The organism is Erythrobacter donghaensis, from assembly GCF_001557325.1.
In the GTDB taxonomy this organism is placed as follows: domain Bacteria; phylum Pseudomonadota; class Alphaproteobacteria; order Sphingomonadales; family Sphingomonadaceae; genus Erythrobacter; species Erythrobacter donghaensis_B.
In genome coordinates this window covers 1-19133 of sequence record NZ_LSJS01000059.1, presented here as the reverse complement: position 1 = coordinate 19133, position 19133 = coordinate 1, and the positions used below count along the sequence as shown (strand labels likewise).

Sequence of the window (19133 nt, the reverse complement as noted above, 5' to 3'; positions counted from 1 at the left end):
TCCCGCCAGAAAGTCTGCCTGTCCCATGAGCCTGCCCACCATCAAGCGCGTCCTCCTCAAGCTTTCGGGCGAGGTCTTGATGGGCAACCAGCAGTTCGGGATCGACCCCGAATTCGTCGCCGAGCTGGCGAAGGAAGTGAAGGCGGCCAAGGAAACCGGGCTCGAGATCTGTCTCGTGATCGGTGGGGGCAACATCTTCCGGGGCATGGCGGGCGCCGCCAAGGGCATGGACCGCGCGCAGGCCGACTACATGGGGATGCTCGCGACCGTAATGAACGCGCTCGCGATGCAGAACGCGCTCGAACAGCTCGGCGTCCAGACCCGCGTGCAATCGGCGATCGAGATGGACAAGGTGTGCGAGCCGGTGATCCGCCGCCGCGCCGAGCGCCATCTGGAAAAGGGCCGCGTGGTGATCTTCGCCGCGGGCGTGGGCGCGCCCTATTTCACCACCGACAGCGGCGCGGCGCTGCGCGCGGCGGAAATGAAGTGCGACGCGCTGCTCAAGGGCACCAGTGTCGACGGGGTCTATGACAGCGATCCCAAGCAGAACCCCTCGGCCACCCGTTTCGATACCGTCACTTACGACCGCGTGCTTGCAGACAATCTCAAGGTGATGGATGCCTCCGCGGTGGCGCTGTGCCGTGACAACAAGATCCCGATCGTGGTCTTCTCGATCCGCGAGAAGGGCAACCTTGCCCGCGTGCTGGCGGGCGAGGGTGTCCAGACCATTGTTCAAGACAGCTGAGAACGAAGGAACCAGCCATGCCGCAATTTGACAAGGCCGACGTCGAGCGCCGGATGAAGGGCGCGGTGGAGAGCCTGAAGAGCGATCTCCAGGGCCTGCGCACCGGCCGCGCCAACACCACCCTGCTCGATCCGGTGCAGGTCGAGGTCTACGGCTCGATGATGCCGCTTCAGCAGGTCGCGACCGTCTCGGCGCCCGAGCCGCGGATGCTCAGCGTGCAGGTGTGGGACAAGTCGAACCTCCACGCGGTGGAAAAGGCGATCGCCTATGCCAACCTGGGCCTCAACCCGATCATCGACGGCCAGACCCTGCGCCTGCCGATCCCGGATCTGACGCAGGAGCGCCGCAAGGAGCTCGCCAAGCTCGCGGGGCAATATGCCGAAAAGGCCAAGATCGCGATCCGCAACGTGCGCCGCGACGCGATGGAAAGCCTCAAGGCCGACGAGAAGAAGAAGGAAATCTCCGAGGACGATCGCAAGCGCTCCGAAGAGCAGGTGCAGAAGCTGACCGATCAATACGTCAAGGAGACTGACGAGGCGGCCGCCAAGAAGGAACAGGAAATCCTGACGCAGTAAGGCGTTACGGATGATGGGGAAGAGCTTGGACCAACCGCGCGCCAGACATGTCGCCATCATCATGGATGGCAATGGCCGCTGGGCCAAGAAGCGGGGCCTGCCGCGCGCGGTCGGCCACCAGCGCGGGGTCGAGGCGGTGCGGCGGCTGGTGCGTTCGCTCGAGGGCACCGGGCTCGAATGCCTGACGCTCTACGCCTTCTCGAGCGAGAACTGGAAGCGCTCGGAAGACGAGGTCGATGACCTCATGAACCTGATGCGGCGGTTCATCAAATCGGACCTGCCCGAGTTTGTCGCCAATAATGTGAAGCTGAAGATCATCGGCGACTGGCAGAGCCTCGCGCCCGATATCGTCGCGATGCTGGAAGATGCCCTTGCACAGACCGCGAACGGTCAGCAGACCCTCGCGGTCGCGCTCAATTACGGCGGCCAGCACGAGATCGCGCGCGCGGCGGCGAAGGCGGCAGCGGGCGGCGAGGTGACGATCGAGGCCATTGCCGCCCACCTCGACACCCACGATCTCCCCCCGCTCGACCTCCTGATCCGCACCAGCGGGGAAATCCGCCTGTCGAATTTCCTGCTGTGGCAGGCGGCCTATGCGGAAATGCTTTTCGTCGATACGCTGTGGCCCGATTTCGAGCCTGCGCACCTGACGCAGGCTCTCAATGACTTCGCGCGGAGGGAGCGGCGCTATGGCGGAAGGTGACACGGCCCGGGTGAGGGACACGCGCGCGGGCGTCACCGATTTGCCGGTGCGCCTTGCGAGCGCCATCGTGATGCTGGTGCTGGCGGGCGGCGCGCTGTGGCTCGGCGGGTGGTTCTGGACGGTCTTCGTGGCGCTGCTTGCGGGCGGCGTGATCTGGGAATGGAACAAGCTGATCGAGCGTTTCGGCCTTTCGGGGCTCGCCGAGACGCTGTGGTTCTTTGCCGGCGTGATCTATGTCGGCGGCGCGGCCTATGCGATGATGGCGGTGGTCAACGGGCGGCAGGTGCTCCCGCTTGATCCCGAACTTTATGGCTATAGGCCATTCGGCGTGCTTATGGGGTTCCTGCTGCCGGTGATCGCGGTCGATGTCGGGGCCTATTTCGCCGGACGGGCGATCGGCGGGCCGAAGATCGCGCCGAAAATCAGCCCGGCCAAGACCTGGGCCGGGCTCGCGGGCGGAGCGCTGTTTGCGGCGCTTGTCGGCATGGCGGCAGAAATGGCCGACATCGGGCCGGGCGCGCTGATCCCCGGCGCCCCGGTGATCGCGCTGGCGGGCGCCGTGCTGGGCGGTGTCTTCATCGCGGTGCTCGCGCAGGCGGGCGACTTCTTCGAGAGCTGGATGAAGCGGCGCGCGGGCGTCAAGGATTCAGGGCAGTTGATACCCGGCCACGGCGGGCTGTTCGACCGGCTCGACGGGTTCATCGCGGTGTTCTTCACGCTGTTCGTGATCGAGCAGGCGCGCCTCCTGTGGCTGATGTTGGCAGCATGAAGCGCACGCTCACTCTCCTCGGCGCGACCGGATCGATCGGCGCCTCGACTCTCGATCTGGTGCGGCGCAACCCCGAGGCGTGGCAGGTGGAGGCGCTGACCGCGCATTGCAGCGCGGCCGAGCTGGCGGCGCTTGCGGTCGAGTTCGGCGCGAGGCTTGCGGTGGTTGGCGACGAGCGCTGCCTGCCCGAACTGCGCGAAGCTTTGGGCACCAGCGGGATCGAGGCGGCGGGTGGCCGGCAGGCGCTGGTCGAGGCGGCGATGCGGCCCGTCAACATGACCGTCGCGGCGATCGTCGGCTGCGCAGGCCTCGCCCCCGTCATGGCAGCGGTCGAGCGCGGCGGCACCATTGCGCTCGCCAACAAGGAGGCGCTGGTCTCGGCGGGCGAGGTGCTGATGGAGGCGGTCGCCAGACACGGCGCGACGCTGCTGCCCACGGACTCCGAGCACAACGCGATCTTCCAGTGTCTCTCGGGCAACCGCATCGAGGACGTCGCGAAGATCACCCTCACCGCCAGCGGCGGCCCCTTGCGGACCTGGACTCAGGCGCAGCTCGATGCCGCCACGCCGGCCGAGGCGGTCGCGCATCCCAACTGGTCGATGGGCGCCAAGATCAGCGTCGATTCCGCGACGATGATGAACAAGGGGCTCGAGTATATCGAAGCCTATCACCTCTTCCCCGTGGGGCTGGAGAAGCTCGGGATCGTGGTCCACCCGCAGAGCGTGATCCATTCGATGGTCGAATTCCGCGACCGGTCGACGCTGGCGCAGCTCGGCCCGTCCGACATGCGCGTGCCGATCGCCTCGTGCCTTGCCTGGCCGCAGCGGATGGAGACGCCTCTCGCCCCGCTCGATCTTGCCGCTATCGGCGAGCTGACCTTCTTCCAGCCGGACGAAGACCGGTTCCCCGCCACCCGCCTTGCGCGCGAGGCGATCAGGGCAGGCGGTTCCGCGCCCGCGATCCTCAACGCCGCCAACGAAGTCGCGGTCGCCGCCTTCCTCGCCGGTCAGATCCGGTTCACCCGGATTGCCGCATTGGTCGAGGAGACCCTGATGCGCAGCAACGACGCCCCGCGCCCCGCGAGCCTTGCCGAAGTGCTCGCCGTGGACCAATCCGCAAGGATGCAGGCACAGGCCCTGCTGGAGACCCAAGCCCTTGTTTGAAAGCCCCCCTTTCTGGATGTACCTGATCGGCTTCGTGCTGCTGCTCGGACCTCTGGTCACCCTGCACGAGCTCGGCCACCTGCTGGTCGGACGCCTGTTCGGGGTCGAGGCCGAGGCCTTCTCGGTCGGCTTCGGCAAGGAGCTCATGGGCTTCACCGACAGGCGCGGCACGCGCTGGAAGCTCTCGGCGCTCCCCTTGGGCGGCTACGTGCAGTTCCGGGGCGACATGAACCCCGCGAGCATCCCCGATCCCGATGCCCCCGTAGAGGCGGGCAGCTTCCAGGCCGCCGCCTTGTGGAAGCGCGCGCTGATCGTCGCGGCGGGGCCGGTCACCAACCTGCTGCTCGCGATCGGCATTTTCGCGGCCTTCTTCGCGGTGATCGGCAAGCCGGTGATCGTGGGCGTCGAGGATTCGCGCACCATCGGCGCATTCGCGGAGGGCAGCGTCGCCGAGGCCGCGGGGATGAAAGTCGGCGATGTGATCGTCGCCATCGACGGGCAGCCGGTGCGCGATTTCACCGAACTGAAGACCAAGGTCGCGCTCCATCCGGGCAAGCGCATGGTCTTCACCGTCGAGCGCGAGGGCGAGACGCTCGCCATCCCGCTGACCACCGCGCGCAGCGAGCGCAAGGACACCTTCGGCAATGTCAGCACCGAAGGCCTGATCGGCATCGCGCCTGCGGGCGGCAAGTACGAGATTGAAAAGGTGGGGCTGCTCGAGGCGATCCCCTTGGGCGTGCAGCAGAGCTGGGATCTCACCGGCATGATGGTCACCGGCATCCGCCAGATCATCACCGGCGAACGATCGGTCAAGGAACTGGGCGGGCCACTCAAGATCGCCAAGTACTCGGGCGAGCAGCTGAGCATGGGGGCGGCGGCCTTCATCCACTTCGCCGCGCTCATTTCGCTTAATTTGGCATTCATCAACTTCTTGCCAATCCCCGCGCTCGATGGCGGGCACCTGATGTTCTACGCGGCCGAGGCGATCCGCCGGAAGCCCGTGGGGCCGCAGGCGACCGAATGGGCCTACCGCACCGGGATCGCCCTGGTGCTGATGCTGATGGCGGTGGTGACGGTGAATGACATTATCTCGCTCCCGATCTTCGGCAGCTGACGAGGCGGTGGATACGCGGCCCGGCACAGAGCGCGCCGCTTGATTGCGGAAGGCACATCGGGCAGAGGCGTCCCCGGGGACAGGAGGCTGCGCACGGGGCGCGCATGAGGAATCTGGCAGGTTGGCCGCGACAGGGTTGCCGAGGTCGCAGGTCGCACAGGGTTGAGAACGGGATTTTAGCTGCATGAACCGATTGAGCGAGACGGGCCCGGTGCCGGTCAACTGCACTCCCGCTGCCCAGCGCGCGCCGCTGCGGCTGGCGAGTCTGCTCGCCTGCGGCTCGATCCTTGCGGGCGTGCCCTCGCTGGCCGAGGCGCAGAGCCAGAGCGCGCCGGCCGCACCCGCCGCGCAGCCTGCGCCCGCCCCGACACCCGCACCCGCGCCCGCGCCGCGCGCCAACACCATCCGCTCGATCACCGTGGTCGGCGCCGAGCGGCTCGAGCCGACCACCATCCTCAGCTACATCCGCCTGCGCGTCGGCCAGGAATACACCGCCGCCGCCGCCGACGAGGCGATCAAGGATTTGGGCGCGACCGAGCTTTTCGCCAATTCCTCGATCCGCAATGATGGCGGCAATGTCGTCATCACCGTGACCGAGAACCCGGTGATCAACCGCATCGTGCTGGAAGGCAACAAGCGGCTCAAGAACGACAAGATCGTGCCCGAGATCAAGCTCGCGCCGCGCCAGATCTTCACCCGCTCCAAAGTCCGCGCGGATGTTGCGCGCATCATCGAGCTCTACAAGCGCCAGGGCCGGTTTGCGGCGCGGGTCGAACCCAAGCTGGTGCAGCTGCCGCAGAACCGCGTCGACATCGTCTTCGAGATCACCGAGGGCCCCAAGTCCAAGGTCCGCCAGATCAACATCCTGGGCAACGAGAAGTTCTCCGACGGCGAGCTGCGCGGCGAGTTCGTGACCAAGCAGTCGCGCCTCACCACCTTCTTCAGCTCGAACACCAGCTACGACCCGGACCGGCTCGCCTTCGACCAGCAGAAGCTCAGGCAGTTCTACCTGACCGAGGGCTATGCCGATTTCCGCGTCGTCTCGGCGGTGGCCGAGCTTACGCCGGACCAGAAGGACTTCATCATCACCTACGTGGTCGAGGAAGGCGAACGCTACACCTTCGGCGAGGTCAAGGTCGACAGCCAGCTGCGCGACTTCGACAGCGAGGCGATGAGCGCCAACCTGCCGATGAAGGAAGGCGATTTCTACAACGCCAAGACGGTCGAGGACACGGTCGAGCAGCTGACCGAGCTGGCGGGCCGCTTCGGCTATGCCTTCGCCGACGTCCAGCCGCGCTTCAAGCGCGATCCCGAAACCCGCAAGATGAACGTGACCTTCGTCCTGCGCGAGGCGCCGCGCGTCTATGTCGAACGGGTCGACATCAACGGCAACACCCTGACCCAGGACAAGGTCGTGCGCCGCGAGTTCCGTCTGGCCGAGGGCGACGCCTTCAACAGCCTGGCGGTGCAGCGCACCAATGCGCGCGTCAACTCGCTCGCCTATTTCCAGGAGAACTTCGAGGTCAAGCAGGTCGAGGGCAGCGCGCCCGACCGCATCATCCTTGAAGCCAACGTCGAAGAGAAGCCGACCGGCGAACTGCAGTTCTCGGCAGGCTTTTCCTCGATCGAGCAGTTCATTCTGGCCGGCTCCATCCGCCAGCGCAACTTCCGCGGGCGCGGGCAGACCATCGGGCTCAGCATCAACTACTCGCAGTTCTCGCGCTCGGCGCAGGTGAGCTTCTCCGATCCCTACATCTTTGATCGCAACATCTCCGGCGGGATCGACATCTACCGGCGCGATTTCAACAGCTTCAACTTCACCGGCAATAATCGCAACACGACCTTCGAGCAGGCCACCACCGGCTTCTCGCTGCGCGCCGGGGTGCCGCTGACCGAATACATGGCGCTGATCGGCAGCTACACGCTCAACTACGATGACGTCAGCCTCGACGAGACCCTGTTCTTCTCCGACCTCGACGGCGACGGCGTCACCGAGTGCGATCCGCTGCGCGCCGGCCGCTTCCTGTGCGATTCGATCGGCGAGCGGCTGAGCTCGATCGTCGGGCTCAGCCTCAACTACAACTCGCTGAACTCGCGCATCCGCCCCTCGCGCGGCAAGACCGTCTCGCTCTCCGCCGAATTCGCCGGGCTGGGTGGGGACGTGCGCTACATGCGCTTCCGCGGGCGCGCGCAGCAGTTCTGGAACGTCGGCAATTCGGGCTTCATCTTCTCGGTGCTGGCCGAGGGGGGCACGATCATCCCGCTGCAGGAGCGCGCCGGAGCGGGGGTAGACGACGTGCTGCTGACCGACCGCTTCTTCCTCGGCGAACCGCAGTTCCGCGGCTTTGCGATCCGCGGCGTGGGGCCGCGCGTTCTCAGGCAGTTCTCGCAGCTCGACGGCGTCGGCAATCCGCTCCTCGAGGCCGATGGCAACGTCGTGTTCAACACCCAACGCGATCAGGTGCAGGACGACGCGATCGGTGGGCGCAACTACTATCTCGGCCGCGCCGAGCTCGAGATTCCGCTCGGCTCGGGCGCGCGCGAGCTCGGCCTCAGGCCTTCGATCTGGGCCGATATCGGCGCACTGTGGGGCGTCGAGACCCCGGTGCTCACCGTCAATCCGGCCGGCAACCAGCAGCGCAACACCAATGGCGAGCTCATCTACAGCACGGGCCCTTGTGCGGCGGCCGGCCCCATTACGACGAGTGCTACCCAGTCGGACGGAACGCCCAACTGCCGTCTGATCGATCCCGGCACCAACATCCGCGAACTGTTCCTGGGCAACTCGCCGAGCCCGCGCATCACCGCCGGGGTCGGGGTCAACTGGAACTCGCCCTTCGGACCTTTCCGCATCGACTTCGCCCAGACCATCCGCAAGGTTGAAGGCGATGACGAGCGGCGCTTCACCTTCAACGTAGGAACCCAATTCTGATGACTCGTTTCTCCAAGCTTATTGCGCCTGTCGGCCTGATCCTCGCCGCAGCTGCCGCGCTGCCCGCGAGCGCGCAGGTCCAGGGCAACATCGCCACGGTCGACATCCCGCGCACCATCATCGGCACCACCGCCTTCCAGACCGCCTACGAGCAGGTCAACACCACCTACGCCCAGCAGAACGAGCTGCGCCGCACCAAGGCGCAGGAGCGCCAGACCATGCTCGCCAAGTTCGACAAGAACGGCGACAAGCAGGTCGACGATACCGAGCAGGCGGCGATGCAGAAGTCGCCCGACTTCGCCAAGCTCCAGACGCTCGAGCAGGAGATCGCCGGGCTCAACAACCAGATCGACGGCGCGCGGGTCTACGCGGTCGAGCAGATCATCGTCCAGTATCCTTCCGCGCTCCAGGACGTGACCACCAAGGACCAGATCAAGTTCGTGATCGATCCGACCTCGCTGCTCTTCGCCCCGCCCGAGGCCGACATCACCGCCAAGGTCACCGCCGCGCTCAACACCCGCGTGCCGGCGGTCGGCGTGGTGCCGCCGTCGGGCTGGCAGCCGAGCCGCGAAGGCGTGCAGGTCTACCAGGAGATCCAGCAGCGCCTGATCGCCGCCACGATCGCGCAGCAGCAGCAGCAGGCCGCCGCCGGGCAGCAGGGCAACCCCGCCGCGCCCGACGGCCGCTGATCGCGCGCGGAATGGCTGACCGATGAGCGAGGCAGGTAGCGCAGGCGCAGAGCCGCTCGATTACGATATCGTCAAGATCCTCAAGGCCTTGCCGCATCGCTACCCGCTGCTGCTGGTCGACCGGGTGAAGGCGATCACACTCGGCGAGCGCATCCACGCGGTCAAGGCCGTGAGCATGAACGAGCAGTTCTTCCAGGGCCACTTTCCGGCCGCGCCGATCATGCCCGGCGTGCTCCAGATCGAGGCGCTCGCGCAGGCGGCGGGCATCCTCGGGATCGAGACGATGGAACTCGCCGGCACGGGCAAGCTCGTGATCTTCATGGGGATCGAGAACGCCAAGTTCCGCAGCCCCGTGACGCCGGGCTGCCTGCTCGACCTCCACGTGGAATTCACCCAGAAGCGCAGCCGCGTCTACAAGTTCAAGGGTGTGGCGAGCGTCGAAGGGAAGACCACCTGCGAGGTCGAATTCACGGCGATGATGACCGACGCTCTCTGAGTTGCGAGGGCGCCTCCGCGCCCTCGTCCTCGGTGCTGTTCCCTCCACTTCGCTGCGGGGGCGGCCGGTTGGCCTTGCGGTAGCTTAGCTACCGTGGATCGCGCGAACATCTGCGGTTGCATTGCGGCGCATTCGCCACTAAGGCGCGCGCTTCCCGTTTCATAGCTGTGCCGGTCGGAACCGGTGCTGGGCTGCAAAGGATACCGTCATGAAGGCCGAAGGGCACCCCGATTACCACATGATCACGGTCAAGATGACCGATGGCACCGAATTCAAGACCCGCTCGACCTGGGGCAAGGAAGGCGATGTGCTCGCGCTCGATATCGATCCGCTGAGCCACCCTGCCTGGACCGGCGGCAAGCAGCAGGTTGCCGAGGGCGGCCGCGTTGCCCAGTTCAACAAGCGTTTCGGCGGGCTCAGCCTCAAGAACAAGTGACGCGAGACTTGCCGCGCACTCGCGCGGCCTAGTCGCAGCGTCATGCCCGCGCAGGCGGGGATCCAATCACAAGCTGCGCGGGCTTCGGCCCGCAACGAGGGAGGCGGGCCGACGGGCTCGCCTTTTTCGTTTCGCGCGTCAGCCCTGCCAGGGCCGCTCGCGATACCACTTGGTGATGACGTATTTGACGCCCTTCCTGACCTTCATCCCGTGGTGGAGGGTCGCGGGATTGACAGCTCCATCGGGCAGGCGGTTGTTCCAGCACAGCAATTTGCCGGCCTCGGGCTGGAAGGTCTTGTCGAGCATCTTGAAGCGCGTCGCACCCCCGGCCGCGACATCGTTGAGATAGGCCATGAAGGTCCAGGTGCGGTTGCCCGAGAGGGCGCAATACTTCGCGAAGTCGCGCCCGCCGGGGGTGAAATAGTCGGTGTGGGGCTTGAACTCCTGCCCCTCGGCATAGCGCTGGCCCTGCAGCGGCTCGCCATAGGCCGGGTCGAGGCCCGACAGGTCGGTCAGCAGCGCCTCGATCCGCTGCACGGCGGGAAGGTCCGCGGCCAGATCGCAGGTCTCGCTGGTGCGGAAATAGGCATCGCCATTGTCGTCGGCGATGGTCGAGGGGCGGCGATCCCGGTCGATCAGCGCGATCAGCTCGGCGGCCAGATCATCCGGCACGAATCGCCTGTGCTGGAACACCGCCGCCTTGGGAGAGGGCACGCGCTGCATCGCAGGGTGTGCGGCGAGGCGTTCGGCGATGGAATCGCGAAGGGTCGTCATGGCGGGCGGGAGAATAGAAGCGCTCGGCCCTGAGGCAACGCTTTTGCGGTCGCGTAACAATCTTGCGTGTGGGGCTCCGAAGCGCAGTTTTCGCTTCCCTTGCGGCAGGCTTTGTGCAAGAGGCGCGCCTCCCTTGCCGCGGGCCTTGACGGTGCGGCTGCCATGCGTCAACCGCCTCGCTTCGCGCAGGCTTGGCAGCGACCGAAATGGTGGTATGCGGGCAGGGGCGTGTGGCGATCATAGCTCAGCTGGTTAGAGCGCCGGTTTGTGGTACCGGAGGTCGTGGGTTCGAGCCCCATTGGTCGCCCCATTTTCCCCCCTGATTGCGTGAGCAGCACGTCCGCGCCGGGCATCCGGGTGCGGCAGGGGAGACGAGATGACCGCATTCTGGGCCGAGCCCGATTTCGACGCGCACGAGACCGTGACGCTGGTCCATGACCGGGCGAGCGGGCTGACGGCGATCATAGCGGTGCATTCGACCCACCTCGGCCCCTCGGCGGGCGGCACGCGCTTCTGGCATTACGGCGACCCGGCCCACGCGATGCGCGATGCGCTGCGGCTGTCGCGGGGCATGAGTTACAAGAACGCGATGGCGGGCCTGCCGATGGGCGGCGGCAAGGCGGTGATCCTTGCGGATGCGAACCGCACCAAGACCCCCGAAATGCTCGCGGCCTTCGGCGATGCGGTCGAGGCGCTGGGCGGGCGTTACGTCACGGCGGAAGATGTGGGCATTTCCGAGGCCGACATGGTCGCGGTCTCGCAGCGCACCGCGCATGTTTCGGGGCTGCCGGTGGAGGGTGCGGGCTCTGCGGGCGGCGATCCGGGGCCGTTCACGGCTTACGGCATCTATCTCGGCATCAGGCAGGCGGTGGCGCACCAGCTCGGCCGGGACAGCCTTGCGGGCGTCCATGTCGCGGTGCAGGGCACCGGTTCGGTCGGCGGCGGCGTCGCGCGGCTGCTGGCGAGGGACGGCGCGAAGCTGACGCTCGCCGACATCAACGAAGCCCGCGCCGCTGCGCTGGCGACCGAGCTTGGCGGCGTGGCCGTTGCCAGCGATGCGATCATGTCGACGCCGTGCGACGTCTTCAGCCCCAATGCGCTCGGCGCGATCCTCGACGATACCGGGATCGCCGCGCTCGACTGCGCGATCGTCGCGGGCGGGGCGAACAACCAGCTTGCCCGGCCCGCGCACGGGACGGCATTGGCCGCGCGCGGCATCCTCTATGCGCCCGACTATGTGATCAACGCGGGCGGCATCATCTCGGTCGCGACCGAATATCTCGCCCGCCGCGAGGGCCGCATCGGCGATGTCGCCGAGGTCAACGCGCTGGTCGAACAGATCCCCGGACGGCTCGAATCGATCTGGGCGACAAGCAAGGCGACCGGCGAGACCGCCGACGTCGTCGCCGACCGGATGGCGCAAAAGCTCATCGGGCGCGGGTAAGCGCGCAGAGGCAGGCGGCGGGAACAATTCCGCCGCGCTGCCATTTGCGCTCTTGTCGGGAACGGGTGTAAGGCTACAAGCCGCTCCGACAGCGAAAACCCATGCATATCTACGCCAACCCCACCCGTTTCCTTGCCCTGGCAAAGTGGCTGCTGCCGCTCCTGTTCTGGAGCGGGTTGGTGCTGTCGCTGGGGGCTGTGGCGTGGGGCCTCGCGGTTGTTCCGCCCGACCGGCTGATGGGCGAGACGGTGCGGATCCTGTTCATCCACGTGCCCGCCGCATGGCTGGGCATGGGGGGCTGGGCGGGGATCGCGATTTCCTCGGCGATGCTGCTGATCTGGAAGCACCCGCTCGCCGCCATCGCCGCGCGCGCGATCGCCGTGCCGGGGATGGTGTTCTGCGCGGTGTGCCTTGCCACCGGCTCGATCTGGGGCCGGCCCACCTGGGGCACCTGGTGGGAGTGGGACGGACGTCTGACCTCGATGCTGGTGCTGCTGTTCCTCTACGCGGGCTACATCGCGCTCACCGAGGCTGCGAGCCGCGAGGGTTCCTCCGACAGGATCGCCGCGATCTTCGGCATGGTCGGCGCGGTCAATGTGCCGATCATCAACCGGAGCGTGGTGTGGTGGAACTCGCTCCATCAGCCGCCGAGCATCACTGCGGGCAAGAGCGCGATCGAGGCGACCTTCCTCGTCCCGCTGCTGGTGGCGGTGGTGGGCTTCTCGCTATTGTTCGGCGCGATCGTGCTGATGCGGATGCGGGCGCTGATCGCGCAGCAACAGGTCGAGGCGCGCCTGCGCCGCCGCGCGCTCGATGATGACGCCGCGCTGCCCGCCGCCATGCCGGAGCAGGCCTGATGCGCGAGGCGCTGAACCAGTGGGATTTCGTGTGGCTCGCCTATGGCGTCGCAGGTGTTGCACTCGTCGCACTTGTCATCTGGGCGTGGCGCGCGATGGTGCGCGCCGAGGCGCAGCGTGATGCGACGCGGCGGCGCTGAGAGGGATTATGAAAGCCAAGCATCAACGCCTTGTTCTGGTGATCATCGCGCTCCTCGCGATCGTCGGCGCGGGGCTGCTGGCGGCGTGGTCGCTGCGCAATCAGGCGAACTATTTCTACCTGCCCGAGCAGATGGCTTCCGATCCCCCCTCGGTGGGACAGGCGGTGCGGCTCGGCGGGATGGTGCAGAAGGGCTCGCTGGTCACCGAGGCGGACGGGGTGACGGTGAACTTCAAGGTCACCGGCAACAGCGCCGACGCCATTCCGGTGCGCTACAGCGGCATTCTGCCCGATCTCTTCGTCGAGGGGTCGGGCGTGGTCGCGGAAGGCAGCCTCGGCCCCGACGGGGTGTTCAAGGCCACCAACCTCCTCGCCAAGCATGACGAGAATTACGTGCCCAAGGAGCTCGAGGGCATGGGCACCGACGAGGCAGCCAAAATGGCCGCCGACACGACGGTGGGGCTGAAGTAGCGCACATGCGAAGGGCAAGGGCCGAGCGATGATTGCCGAGATCGGACTTGCCGCCCTGTGGCTCGCTGCCGCGCTGGCCGTGCTCCAGATGGTCTCGGGCGCCGCTGCCCTGCGCGCCGCGCCGGGCGAGACCAATCCGCTCGCGATCTACGCGCGGCCCGCGGCGGTGGTGCAGGCCTTTCTCGCGGTGCTCGCCTTCCTGCTGCTGCTGCGTGCCTTTGCGGTCACCGACCTGTCGATCAAGCTGGTGGCGACCAATTCGCATTCGATGAAGCCCTTCATCTACAAGCTCACCGGCACCTGGGGGAACCACGAGGGCTCGATGCTGCTGTGGGTCGGGGTGCTGGCGGCCTCGGGCGGATTGCTGGCGGCCTTCGAAAAGCGCCTGCCCGAGCGGACGATGGGCGCAACGCTCGCGGTGCAGGGCTTCGTGGCGCTCGGCTTCTACGCCTTCCTGCTGCTGTCCTCCAACCCCTTCGAGCGCCTGCCGGTGCCCGCGGTGGAGGGCAACGGCCTCAACCCGCTGCTGCAGGACATCGGCCTCGCGATCCACCCGCCGACGCTGTACGCCGGTTATGTCGGGTTGTCGGTGGCTTTTAGCCTTGCAATGGGCGCCTTGATGACGCGTGAGGTCAACCCGGCCTTCGCCCGCGTGATGCGGCCCTGGGTGCTGGGAGCCTGGGTGCTGCTGACGCTGGGGATCACGGCGGGCTCTTACTGGGCCTATTACGAGCTCGGCTGGGGCGGCTGGTGGTTCTGGGACCCGGTCGAGAACGCCTCGCTGATGCCCTGGCTCGCCGCGACCGCGCTGATGCATTCGGTGAGCGTGCTCGCCGCGCGCGATGCCTTGCGGACATGGACGATCATGCTCGGCGTGCTCGCCTTCTCGATGTCGATGCTCGGCACCTTCCTCGTGCGCTCGGGCGTGCTGACTTCCGTTCACGCCTTCGCGGTCGACCCCGAGCGCGGGGCCTTCATCCTCGGCCTGCTGGGTCTATATATCGGCGGGGCCTTCACGATCTTCGCCCTGCGCGCGGGCGCGGTGGCCGAGGGCAAGCGCTTTGCCGCGACCAGCCGCGAGGGCGCGCTGGTGTTCAACAATGTTATGCTCTCGGCGATCCTCGCGATCGTGCTGCTGGGCACGCTCTACCCGCTGCTGACCGAGGCTTTCGATGTGCGCGTCAGCGTCGGCCCGCCCTATTTCAACCCGGCGGGCGCGATCTTCGCGATCCCGATGCTGCTGGTGATGGCGGTCGGGCCGCTGTTGCGCTGGAAGAGCGACAAGCCGGCCCGCATCCAGTTCGAGCTGATGCTGATCGCCGCGCTGGTGATCGGGACAATCGCGCTGGTCAGCTTCTTCGGCCGGTTCCCGCTGCTGCCGCTGCTCGGCCTCGGGCTTGCCGCGGGCCTCGCGGTCGCCGCCGTCCTGCCATTGAGGGGCCGCAAGCTCGCGCGCGTGCCGACCGCCACCTGGGGCATGGTCGTCGCCCATTTCGGCATTGCGGTCTCGCTGTTCGGCATGGCCTGCGAAGGCGCCTTCTCCGAGGAACGCCTCGCTGCGGTCGCGCCGGGGGGCACCGAGCAGATCGGCGGATTCGCTGTGACGCTCGAGGCGGTCACGCCGATTGCCGGGCCCAACTGGACCGCGATGGAAGCGCGGCTCGCGGTGCGGCAGGGCGAGGGCGAGCCGGTGTTCCTCACGCCGCAGGCCCGCAGCTTCTGGTCGCCGCCGCAATCGACCTCGGAAAGCGCGCTGCTGACCCGGTGGAACGGCCAGCTCTACGCCGTGATCGGCAATCAGGCCGAGGACGGGCGCTGGCAGATCCGCATCTGGTGGAAGCCCTTCGTGACCTTCATCTGGTATGGCGGCCTGCTGATCGGGCTCGGCGGCATCCTGTCGATCGTCGGGCGGATGCGGGTCGACCTCAAGCGCCGCTCGGCCAGCGCCAAGGGTGCGCAGCGGCGCGCCGACATCGAGGCGCTTGGCAGTTCGGGGGGCGTCCCCGCGCCCCAGCCGGCCGAGTAGGGCCGCCCGTGCGCAAGCTCTATCTCTGGCTCCCGCTCGCGCTGTTCGCCTTCTTCGCGGGGCTCGCGGCCTATATGCTGACGCAGGAGAAGGACCAATTCGTCGAGAGCACGATGATCGGCCAGCCGCTCCCGGCCTTCGCGCTCGATCCGGCCTTCGATGGGCTGCCGGGCGCGGCCAAGGCCGATTTCACCGGCAAGCCCAAGCTGCTCAACATCTGGGCGAGCTGGTGCCTCCCCTGCATCGCCGAGGCGCCGCAGCTGGAAGCCCTGCAACGCCAGGGCGTCGACATCATCGGCATCGCCATCCGCGACAAGCCCGAGGACGTCGCCAATTTCCTTGCCCGCCACGGCAATCCCTATACCCGCATCGGCAGCGACCGGATTTCCGAGGTGCAGCTCGCCATCGGCTCCTCGGGCGTGCCCGAGACCTTCGTGATCGATGCCAAAGGCGTGATCCGCTACCAGCACATCGGCGACATCCGCGCCGAGGACGTGCCGAAGTTGCTCGCGGAACTGGAGAAGGCGCGATGATCCGCTGGCTGTTTGCCGCATTGCTGGCCGTGCTGGCGCTCCCGCTCGCGGTACCGGTTCTTGGGCAGGATTCGATGCCGCCCGCGCCCTATGCCTACAACCAGCTCGACGATCCCCGGCTCGAGGCCGAGGCCAGCGCGCTGATGCAGACGCTGCGCTGCCTCAAGTGCCAGTCGCAGAGCATCGCGGATTCGGATGCGCCGATGGCGGGCGACATGCGCCACCAGGTGCGCGCGCGCATCCTCGCAGGCGAGAGCCCCGAGCAGATTCGCAGCTGGCTGATCGCGCGCTACGGCGACTATGTGAGTTACGAGCCCGAGGTGAGCAGCACCACCTGGCCGCTGTTTGCGGTCCCTGTGCTGGTGATCCTCATCGTGGCGGGCGTGCTGCTGCGGCGGCTCGGCAAGCGGCGCTCGGACGGCACTGATGCGGAGGGCAAGGCATGAGCGGCGAGGCCTTCGGCGCGTGGCTTGCGGTGGGCGCGCTGACGCTGGCGGCGTTTGCCTTTGCGGTGCTGGTGCTGAAGCTCCCGCGCCACGGCCTCACTTTGTTCGGCGCGGCGCTGGTGTTCGGGCTGGCGGGCTATGCCTGGCAGGGCTCGCCCGGCTTGCCGTCCTCGCCCAAGCCGCCCACCGCGCAGCTCGGCCAGCAGGGCGAGGAAATGGTCGAGGGCCGCGCCGCGCTGTTCGATCGGACGCGCCCGCCCGATTACCTCGTCACCTCCGATGCCTTCGCGCGGCAGGGCCGCTTTGGCGACGCGGCGGGCCTCTTGCAGAAGGGGCTGAAGGACAATCCGAACGACCTTGAAGGCTGGCTCGCGCTGGGCCTCGCGCTGGTGGGCCATGCCGACGGCTTCGTGACGCCGGCTGCGGTGCAGGCCTTCGCCCGCGCCGATGCGATCAACCCGCGCCACCCGGGGGCGGCCTATTTCCTCGGCAATGCCTATCTCCAGAGCGGCAAGGTGGTTGCCGCGCGCAATGTCTGGAAGGGGCTGCTCGAACGCTCACCCCCCGATGCGCCGTGGCGCGAGGGGCTGGCGGCAGACGTTGCGCGGCTCGACGAAATGATCGCTCGCGCGCCGATGCTGCAAGGACAATGAGGCGCCCTTCGGCCCGCCCGAGACCGGCATGTGTCAAATGGCAGGCCCATATTGCGGCTGCGAACGCGCGGTGCTAGGCGCGCCGCCTTGCGACGTGCGAGTCTGACGCGCCGCTTGGGCAGTACCGGGGGGATACGGGAAATCCGGTTTTTATGAGCAGCACCGCAGTCACCTCCGCCGACGACACCTCCGGTGCCGCACCCGCCCCCGATCATGGCCACGGCCATGGTCACACTGGCTCCCCCCTCGCGCTTGCGATCGGTGCGATCGGGGTGGTGTTCGGCGACATCGGCACCAGCCCGCTCTACGCCTTCCGCGAAACCTTCGCCTCGCACAACGGCGCGCCGGGGATCTCTCCGGACGTCGATCACATTCACGGGGTGCTGAGCCTCGTCTTCTGGTCGATGATGATGGTGGTGACGATCAAATACGTCCTCACCATGATGCGCGCCGACAATGGCGGGGAGGGCGGGAGCCTCGCGCTGCTGGCGCTGATCAAGCGCACCTCGGCGACCAAGACCTGGACCGGCCCGCTGATCCTGCTCGGCGTGTTCGCCACCGCGCTGTTCTACGGCGACAGCATGATCACCCCGGCGATCTCGGTGCTCTCCGCGACTGAAGGTCTGCAATACATCGTCCCCGGCTTCAGACCCTGGATCGTGCCGACTGCGGTGGCGATCCTGTTCGCCCTGTTCGCGATCCAGTCGCGCGGCACCGACCGGGTGGGCAAGCTGTTCGGCCCGGTCATGCTGACCTATTTCGCGATGCTCGCGGTGCTTGGGGTGATGCACCTGAGCGCCGACCCCTCGATCATCCTTGCGACGATCAACCCGCTCAACGCGCTCATGTTCTTCGCGACCGACGGCTTCGTCGCCTTCGTCGCGCTCGGCAGCGTGGTTCTGGCCGTGACCGGGGCCGAGGCGCTCTATGCCGACATGGGGCACTTCGGCAGGAAGCCCATCGGCATTTCGTGGCTGACTTTTGTCTACCCCGCGCTGATGCTCAACTACATGGGGCAGGGCGCGCTGATCCTGTCGCAGTCCTCGCCCGCCGAGGCGGCCGCGCTGATCAGGGACCCGTTCTTCCTGATGATCCCGGACATGGTGCGCGTGCCAGTGATCATCCTCGCGCTGCTCGCCACGATCATCGCCAGTCAGGCGGTGATCTCGGGCGCCTTCAGCCTGACCCAGCAGGCGATCCAGCTGGGCTTCATCCCGCGCATGGAGATCCGCCACACCAGCGCCGCGGCTGCGGGGCAGATCTATATCCCGGTGATCAACTGGGGCCTGATGGTGATGGTGATCCTGCTGGTGCTGTTCTTCCAGTCATCGAGCAACCTGGCCGCGGCCTATGGCATCGCGGTGACGGGTGCGATGTTCATCGACACGCTGCTGCTCGCCGCTGTGCTGTTCTCGCTGTGGAAATGGCCGCTATGGAAGGGCCTGCCGCTGGTGATCACCTTCCTCGTGGTCGACATCGCCTATTTCGGCGCAAACCTCATCAAGGTGCCGCAAGGCGGGTGGGTGCCGCTGATGATCGGCGGGGTGATCTTCACCCTGCTCACCACCTGGTCCAAGGGCCGCGAATTGATGCGCGCGAGCATGGCCGAAGGCTCGCTGCCGATCGAGATCTTCGCCAAGAGCGCGCACAATTCCTCGACCCGCGTGCCGGGGACGGCGGTGTTCATGGCCTCGACCAACTCGGGCGTGCCGAGCGCGTTGCTCCACAACATCAAGCACAACAAGGTGCTGCACGAACGCGTGCTGATCCTCACCGTGCAGGTGCGCGGCATGCCCTATGTCGATGAATCCGCGCGCTACGAGTGCAAGAGCCTCGGCAACGGCTTCTACCGGGTGACGATCTATTGCGGCTTCCTCGAGGAGACCGACGTGCCCAAGCTTCTGAGCACGCTCGATCTGTGCGACGGCGCCTTCGACATGATGCAGACGAGCTTCTTCCTGTCGCGCCAGACGCTGCTGCCCTCATCCAAGCCCGGCATGGCGATCTGGCGCGAGAAGCTGTTCGCGTGGATGCTGCGCAATGCGGCAAGCGCGATGGCCTTCTTCCGCCTGCCCACCAACCGCGTGGTCGAGCTGGGGAGCCAGGTGGAGATCTAGCCGCTCTTATTCGTGACGATGTTGTTCTTAGGGAGATCAATCGTTGGCGGC

At 67.0% G+C, this 19133-nt stretch carries 20 protein-coding genes and 1 tRNA gene; 20 read left to right on the top strand and 1 reads right to left on the bottom strand.

Translation table 11 applies throughout. The features are described 5' to 3' along the window. The first annotated feature begins 25 nt into the window (after positions 1 to 25). The 10 genes from pyrH to rpmE all read left to right on the top strand — a co-directional run bounded on the left by pyrH (position 26) and on the right by rpmE (position 9622). Positions 26 to 745 carry a UMP kinase gene (gene pyrH, locus AX692_RS02540; RefSeq protein ID WP_073975784.1) on the top strand — a complete coding sequence of 240 codons (720 nt, stop codon included), beginning with the start codon at positions 26 to 28 and terminating at the stop codon, positions 743 to 745. Positions 746 to 762: 17 nt separating this feature from the next. Continuing rightward, the gene (gene frr / locus AX692_RS02535) at positions 763 to 1320 is read left to right on the top strand and encodes a ribosome recycling factor (RefSeq protein WP_073975785.1); all 558 of its coding nucleotides are present in this window, start codon (positions 763 to 765) and stop codon (positions 1318 to 1320) included. Between the two features lie 10 nt (positions 1321 to 1330). Next, positions 1331 to 2023 (top strand): polyprenyl diphosphate synthase, encoded by a 693-nt coding sequence (uppS, locus tag AX692_RS02530; RefSeq protein ID WP_230959590.1) that lies wholly within the window; start codon positions 1331 to 1333, stop codon positions 2021 to 2023. Beyond that, the gene (locus tag AX692_RS02525; RefSeq protein WP_073975786.1) at positions 2010 to 2792 is read left to right on the top strand and encodes a phosphatidate cytidylyltransferase; all 783 of its coding nucleotides are present in this window, start codon (positions 2010 to 2012) and stop codon (positions 2790 to 2792) included. Before uppS ends, AX692_RS02525 begins: the two co-directional genes overlap by 14 nt. Continuing rightward, positions 2789 to 3955: a 1-deoxy-D-xylulose-5-phosphate reductoisomerase gene (dxr, locus tag AX692_RS02520; protein ID WP_073975787.1), complete on the top strand. Its 1167-nt coding sequence runs from the start codon at positions 2789 to 2791 to the stop codon at positions 3953 to 3955. Before AX692_RS02525 ends, dxr begins: the two co-directional genes overlap by 4 nt. A 16-nt stretch (positions 3956 to 3971) precedes the next feature. Further along, a complete protein-coding gene (gene rseP / locus AX692_RS02515; RefSeq protein ID WP_081095085.1) occupies positions 3972 to 5069 on the top strand; it encodes an RIP metalloprotease RseP in 1098 nt (365 codons plus the stop codon). 184 nt (positions 5070 to 5253) lie between these two features. Further along, complete coding sequence (gene bamA / locus AX692_RS02510; protein WP_073975788.1) at positions 5254 to 8001, top strand: outer membrane protein assembly factor BamA; 2748 nt, start codon at positions 5254 to 5256, stop codon at positions 7999 to 8001. Beyond that, positions 8001 to 8690 carry an OmpH family outer membrane protein gene (locus tag AX692_RS02505; protein WP_073975789.1) on the top strand — a complete coding sequence of 230 codons (690 nt, stop codon included), beginning with the start codon at positions 8001 to 8003 and terminating at the stop codon, positions 8688 to 8690. Before bamA ends, AX692_RS02505 begins: the two co-directional genes overlap by 1 nt. Positions 8691 to 8712: 22 nt before the next feature. Continuing rightward, positions 8713 to 9186: a 3-hydroxyacyl-ACP dehydratase FabZ gene (gene fabZ / locus AX692_RS02500; protein WP_073975790.1), complete on the top strand. Its 474-nt coding sequence runs from the start codon at positions 8713 to 8715 to the stop codon at positions 9184 to 9186. Positions 9187 to 9394: 208 nt separating this feature from the next. Then, positions 9395 to 9622, top strand: coding sequence for a 50S ribosomal protein L31 (gene rpmE, locus AX692_RS02495; protein WP_073975791.1), 228 nt, complete (start codon positions 9395 to 9397; stop codon positions 9620 to 9622). Between the two features lie 138 nt (positions 9623 to 9760). On the opposite strand, the gene AX692_RS02490 is transcribed toward rpmE, so the two are convergent. Further along, positions 9761 to 10396, bottom strand: a complete 636-nt coding sequence (locus AX692_RS02490; protein ID WP_073975792.1) for a prolyl hydroxylase family protein — start codon at positions 10394 to 10396, stop codon at positions 9761 to 9763. A gap of 233 nt (positions 10397 to 10629) precedes the next feature. On the opposite strand from AX692_RS02490, the gene AX692_RS02485 reads away from it, so the two are divergent. The 10 genes from AX692_RS02485 (at position 10630) to AX692_RS02445 (ending at position 19082) form a co-directional block, all read left to right on the top strand. After that, a tRNA-His gene (locus AX692_RS02485) sits at positions 10630 to 10706 on the top strand. Between the two features lie 66 nt (positions 10707 to 10772). Then, the gene (locus tag AX692_RS02480; protein WP_073975793.1) at positions 10773 to 11840 is read left to right on the top strand and encodes a Leu/Phe/Val dehydrogenase; all 1068 of its coding nucleotides are present in this window, start codon (positions 10773 to 10775) and stop codon (positions 11838 to 11840) included. A 101-nt stretch (positions 11841 to 11941) separates the two neighbouring features. Beyond that, positions 11942 to 12697 (top strand): heme ABC transporter permease CcmC, encoded by a 756-nt coding sequence (ccmC, locus tag AX692_RS02475; RefSeq protein ID WP_073975794.1) that lies wholly within the window; start codon positions 11942 to 11944, stop codon positions 12695 to 12697. Next, entirely contained in the window at positions 12697 to 12837 is a 141-nt protein-coding gene (locus AX692_RS19950) for a hypothetical protein (protein WP_196489934.1), read from the top strand. Before ccmC ends, AX692_RS19950 begins: the two co-directional genes overlap by 1 nt. Before the next feature lie 8 nt (positions 12838 to 12845). Then, positions 12846 to 13307, top strand: a complete 462-nt coding sequence (ccmE, locus tag AX692_RS02470; RefSeq protein ID WP_073975795.1) for a cytochrome c maturation protein CcmE — start codon at positions 12846 to 12848, stop codon at positions 13305 to 13307. A gap of 28 nt (positions 13308 to 13335) precedes the next feature. Then, complete coding sequence (locus AX692_RS02465) at positions 13336 to 15333, top strand: heme lyase CcmF/NrfE family subunit (protein WP_073975796.1); 1998 nt, start codon at positions 13336 to 13338, stop codon at positions 15331 to 15333. An 8-nt stretch (positions 15334 to 15341) separates the two neighbouring features. Continuing rightward, the gene (locus tag AX692_RS02460) at positions 15342 to 15866 is read left to right on the top strand and encodes a DsbE family thiol:disulfide interchange protein (RefSeq protein WP_073975797.1); all 525 of its coding nucleotides are present in this window, start codon (positions 15342 to 15344) and stop codon (positions 15864 to 15866) included. Further along, positions 15863 to 16312 carry a cytochrome c-type biogenesis protein gene (locus tag AX692_RS02455; RefSeq protein WP_073975798.1) on the top strand — a complete coding sequence of 150 codons (450 nt, stop codon included), beginning with the start codon at positions 15863 to 15865 and terminating at the stop codon, positions 16310 to 16312. The genes AX692_RS02460 and AX692_RS02455 overlap by 4 nt, the downstream gene beginning before the upstream one ends. Beyond that, positions 16309 to 16965, top strand: coding sequence for a tetratricopeptide repeat protein (locus AX692_RS02450; protein WP_073975799.1), 657 nt, complete (start codon positions 16309 to 16311; stop codon positions 16963 to 16965). Before AX692_RS02455 ends, AX692_RS02450 begins: the two co-directional genes overlap by 4 nt. Positions 16966 to 17117: 152 nt before the next feature. Further along, a complete protein-coding gene (locus AX692_RS02445; protein ID WP_073975800.1) occupies positions 17118 to 19082 on the top strand; it encodes a potassium transporter Kup in 1965 nt (654 codons plus the stop codon). Positions 19083 to 19133 lie beyond the last annotated feature (51 nt).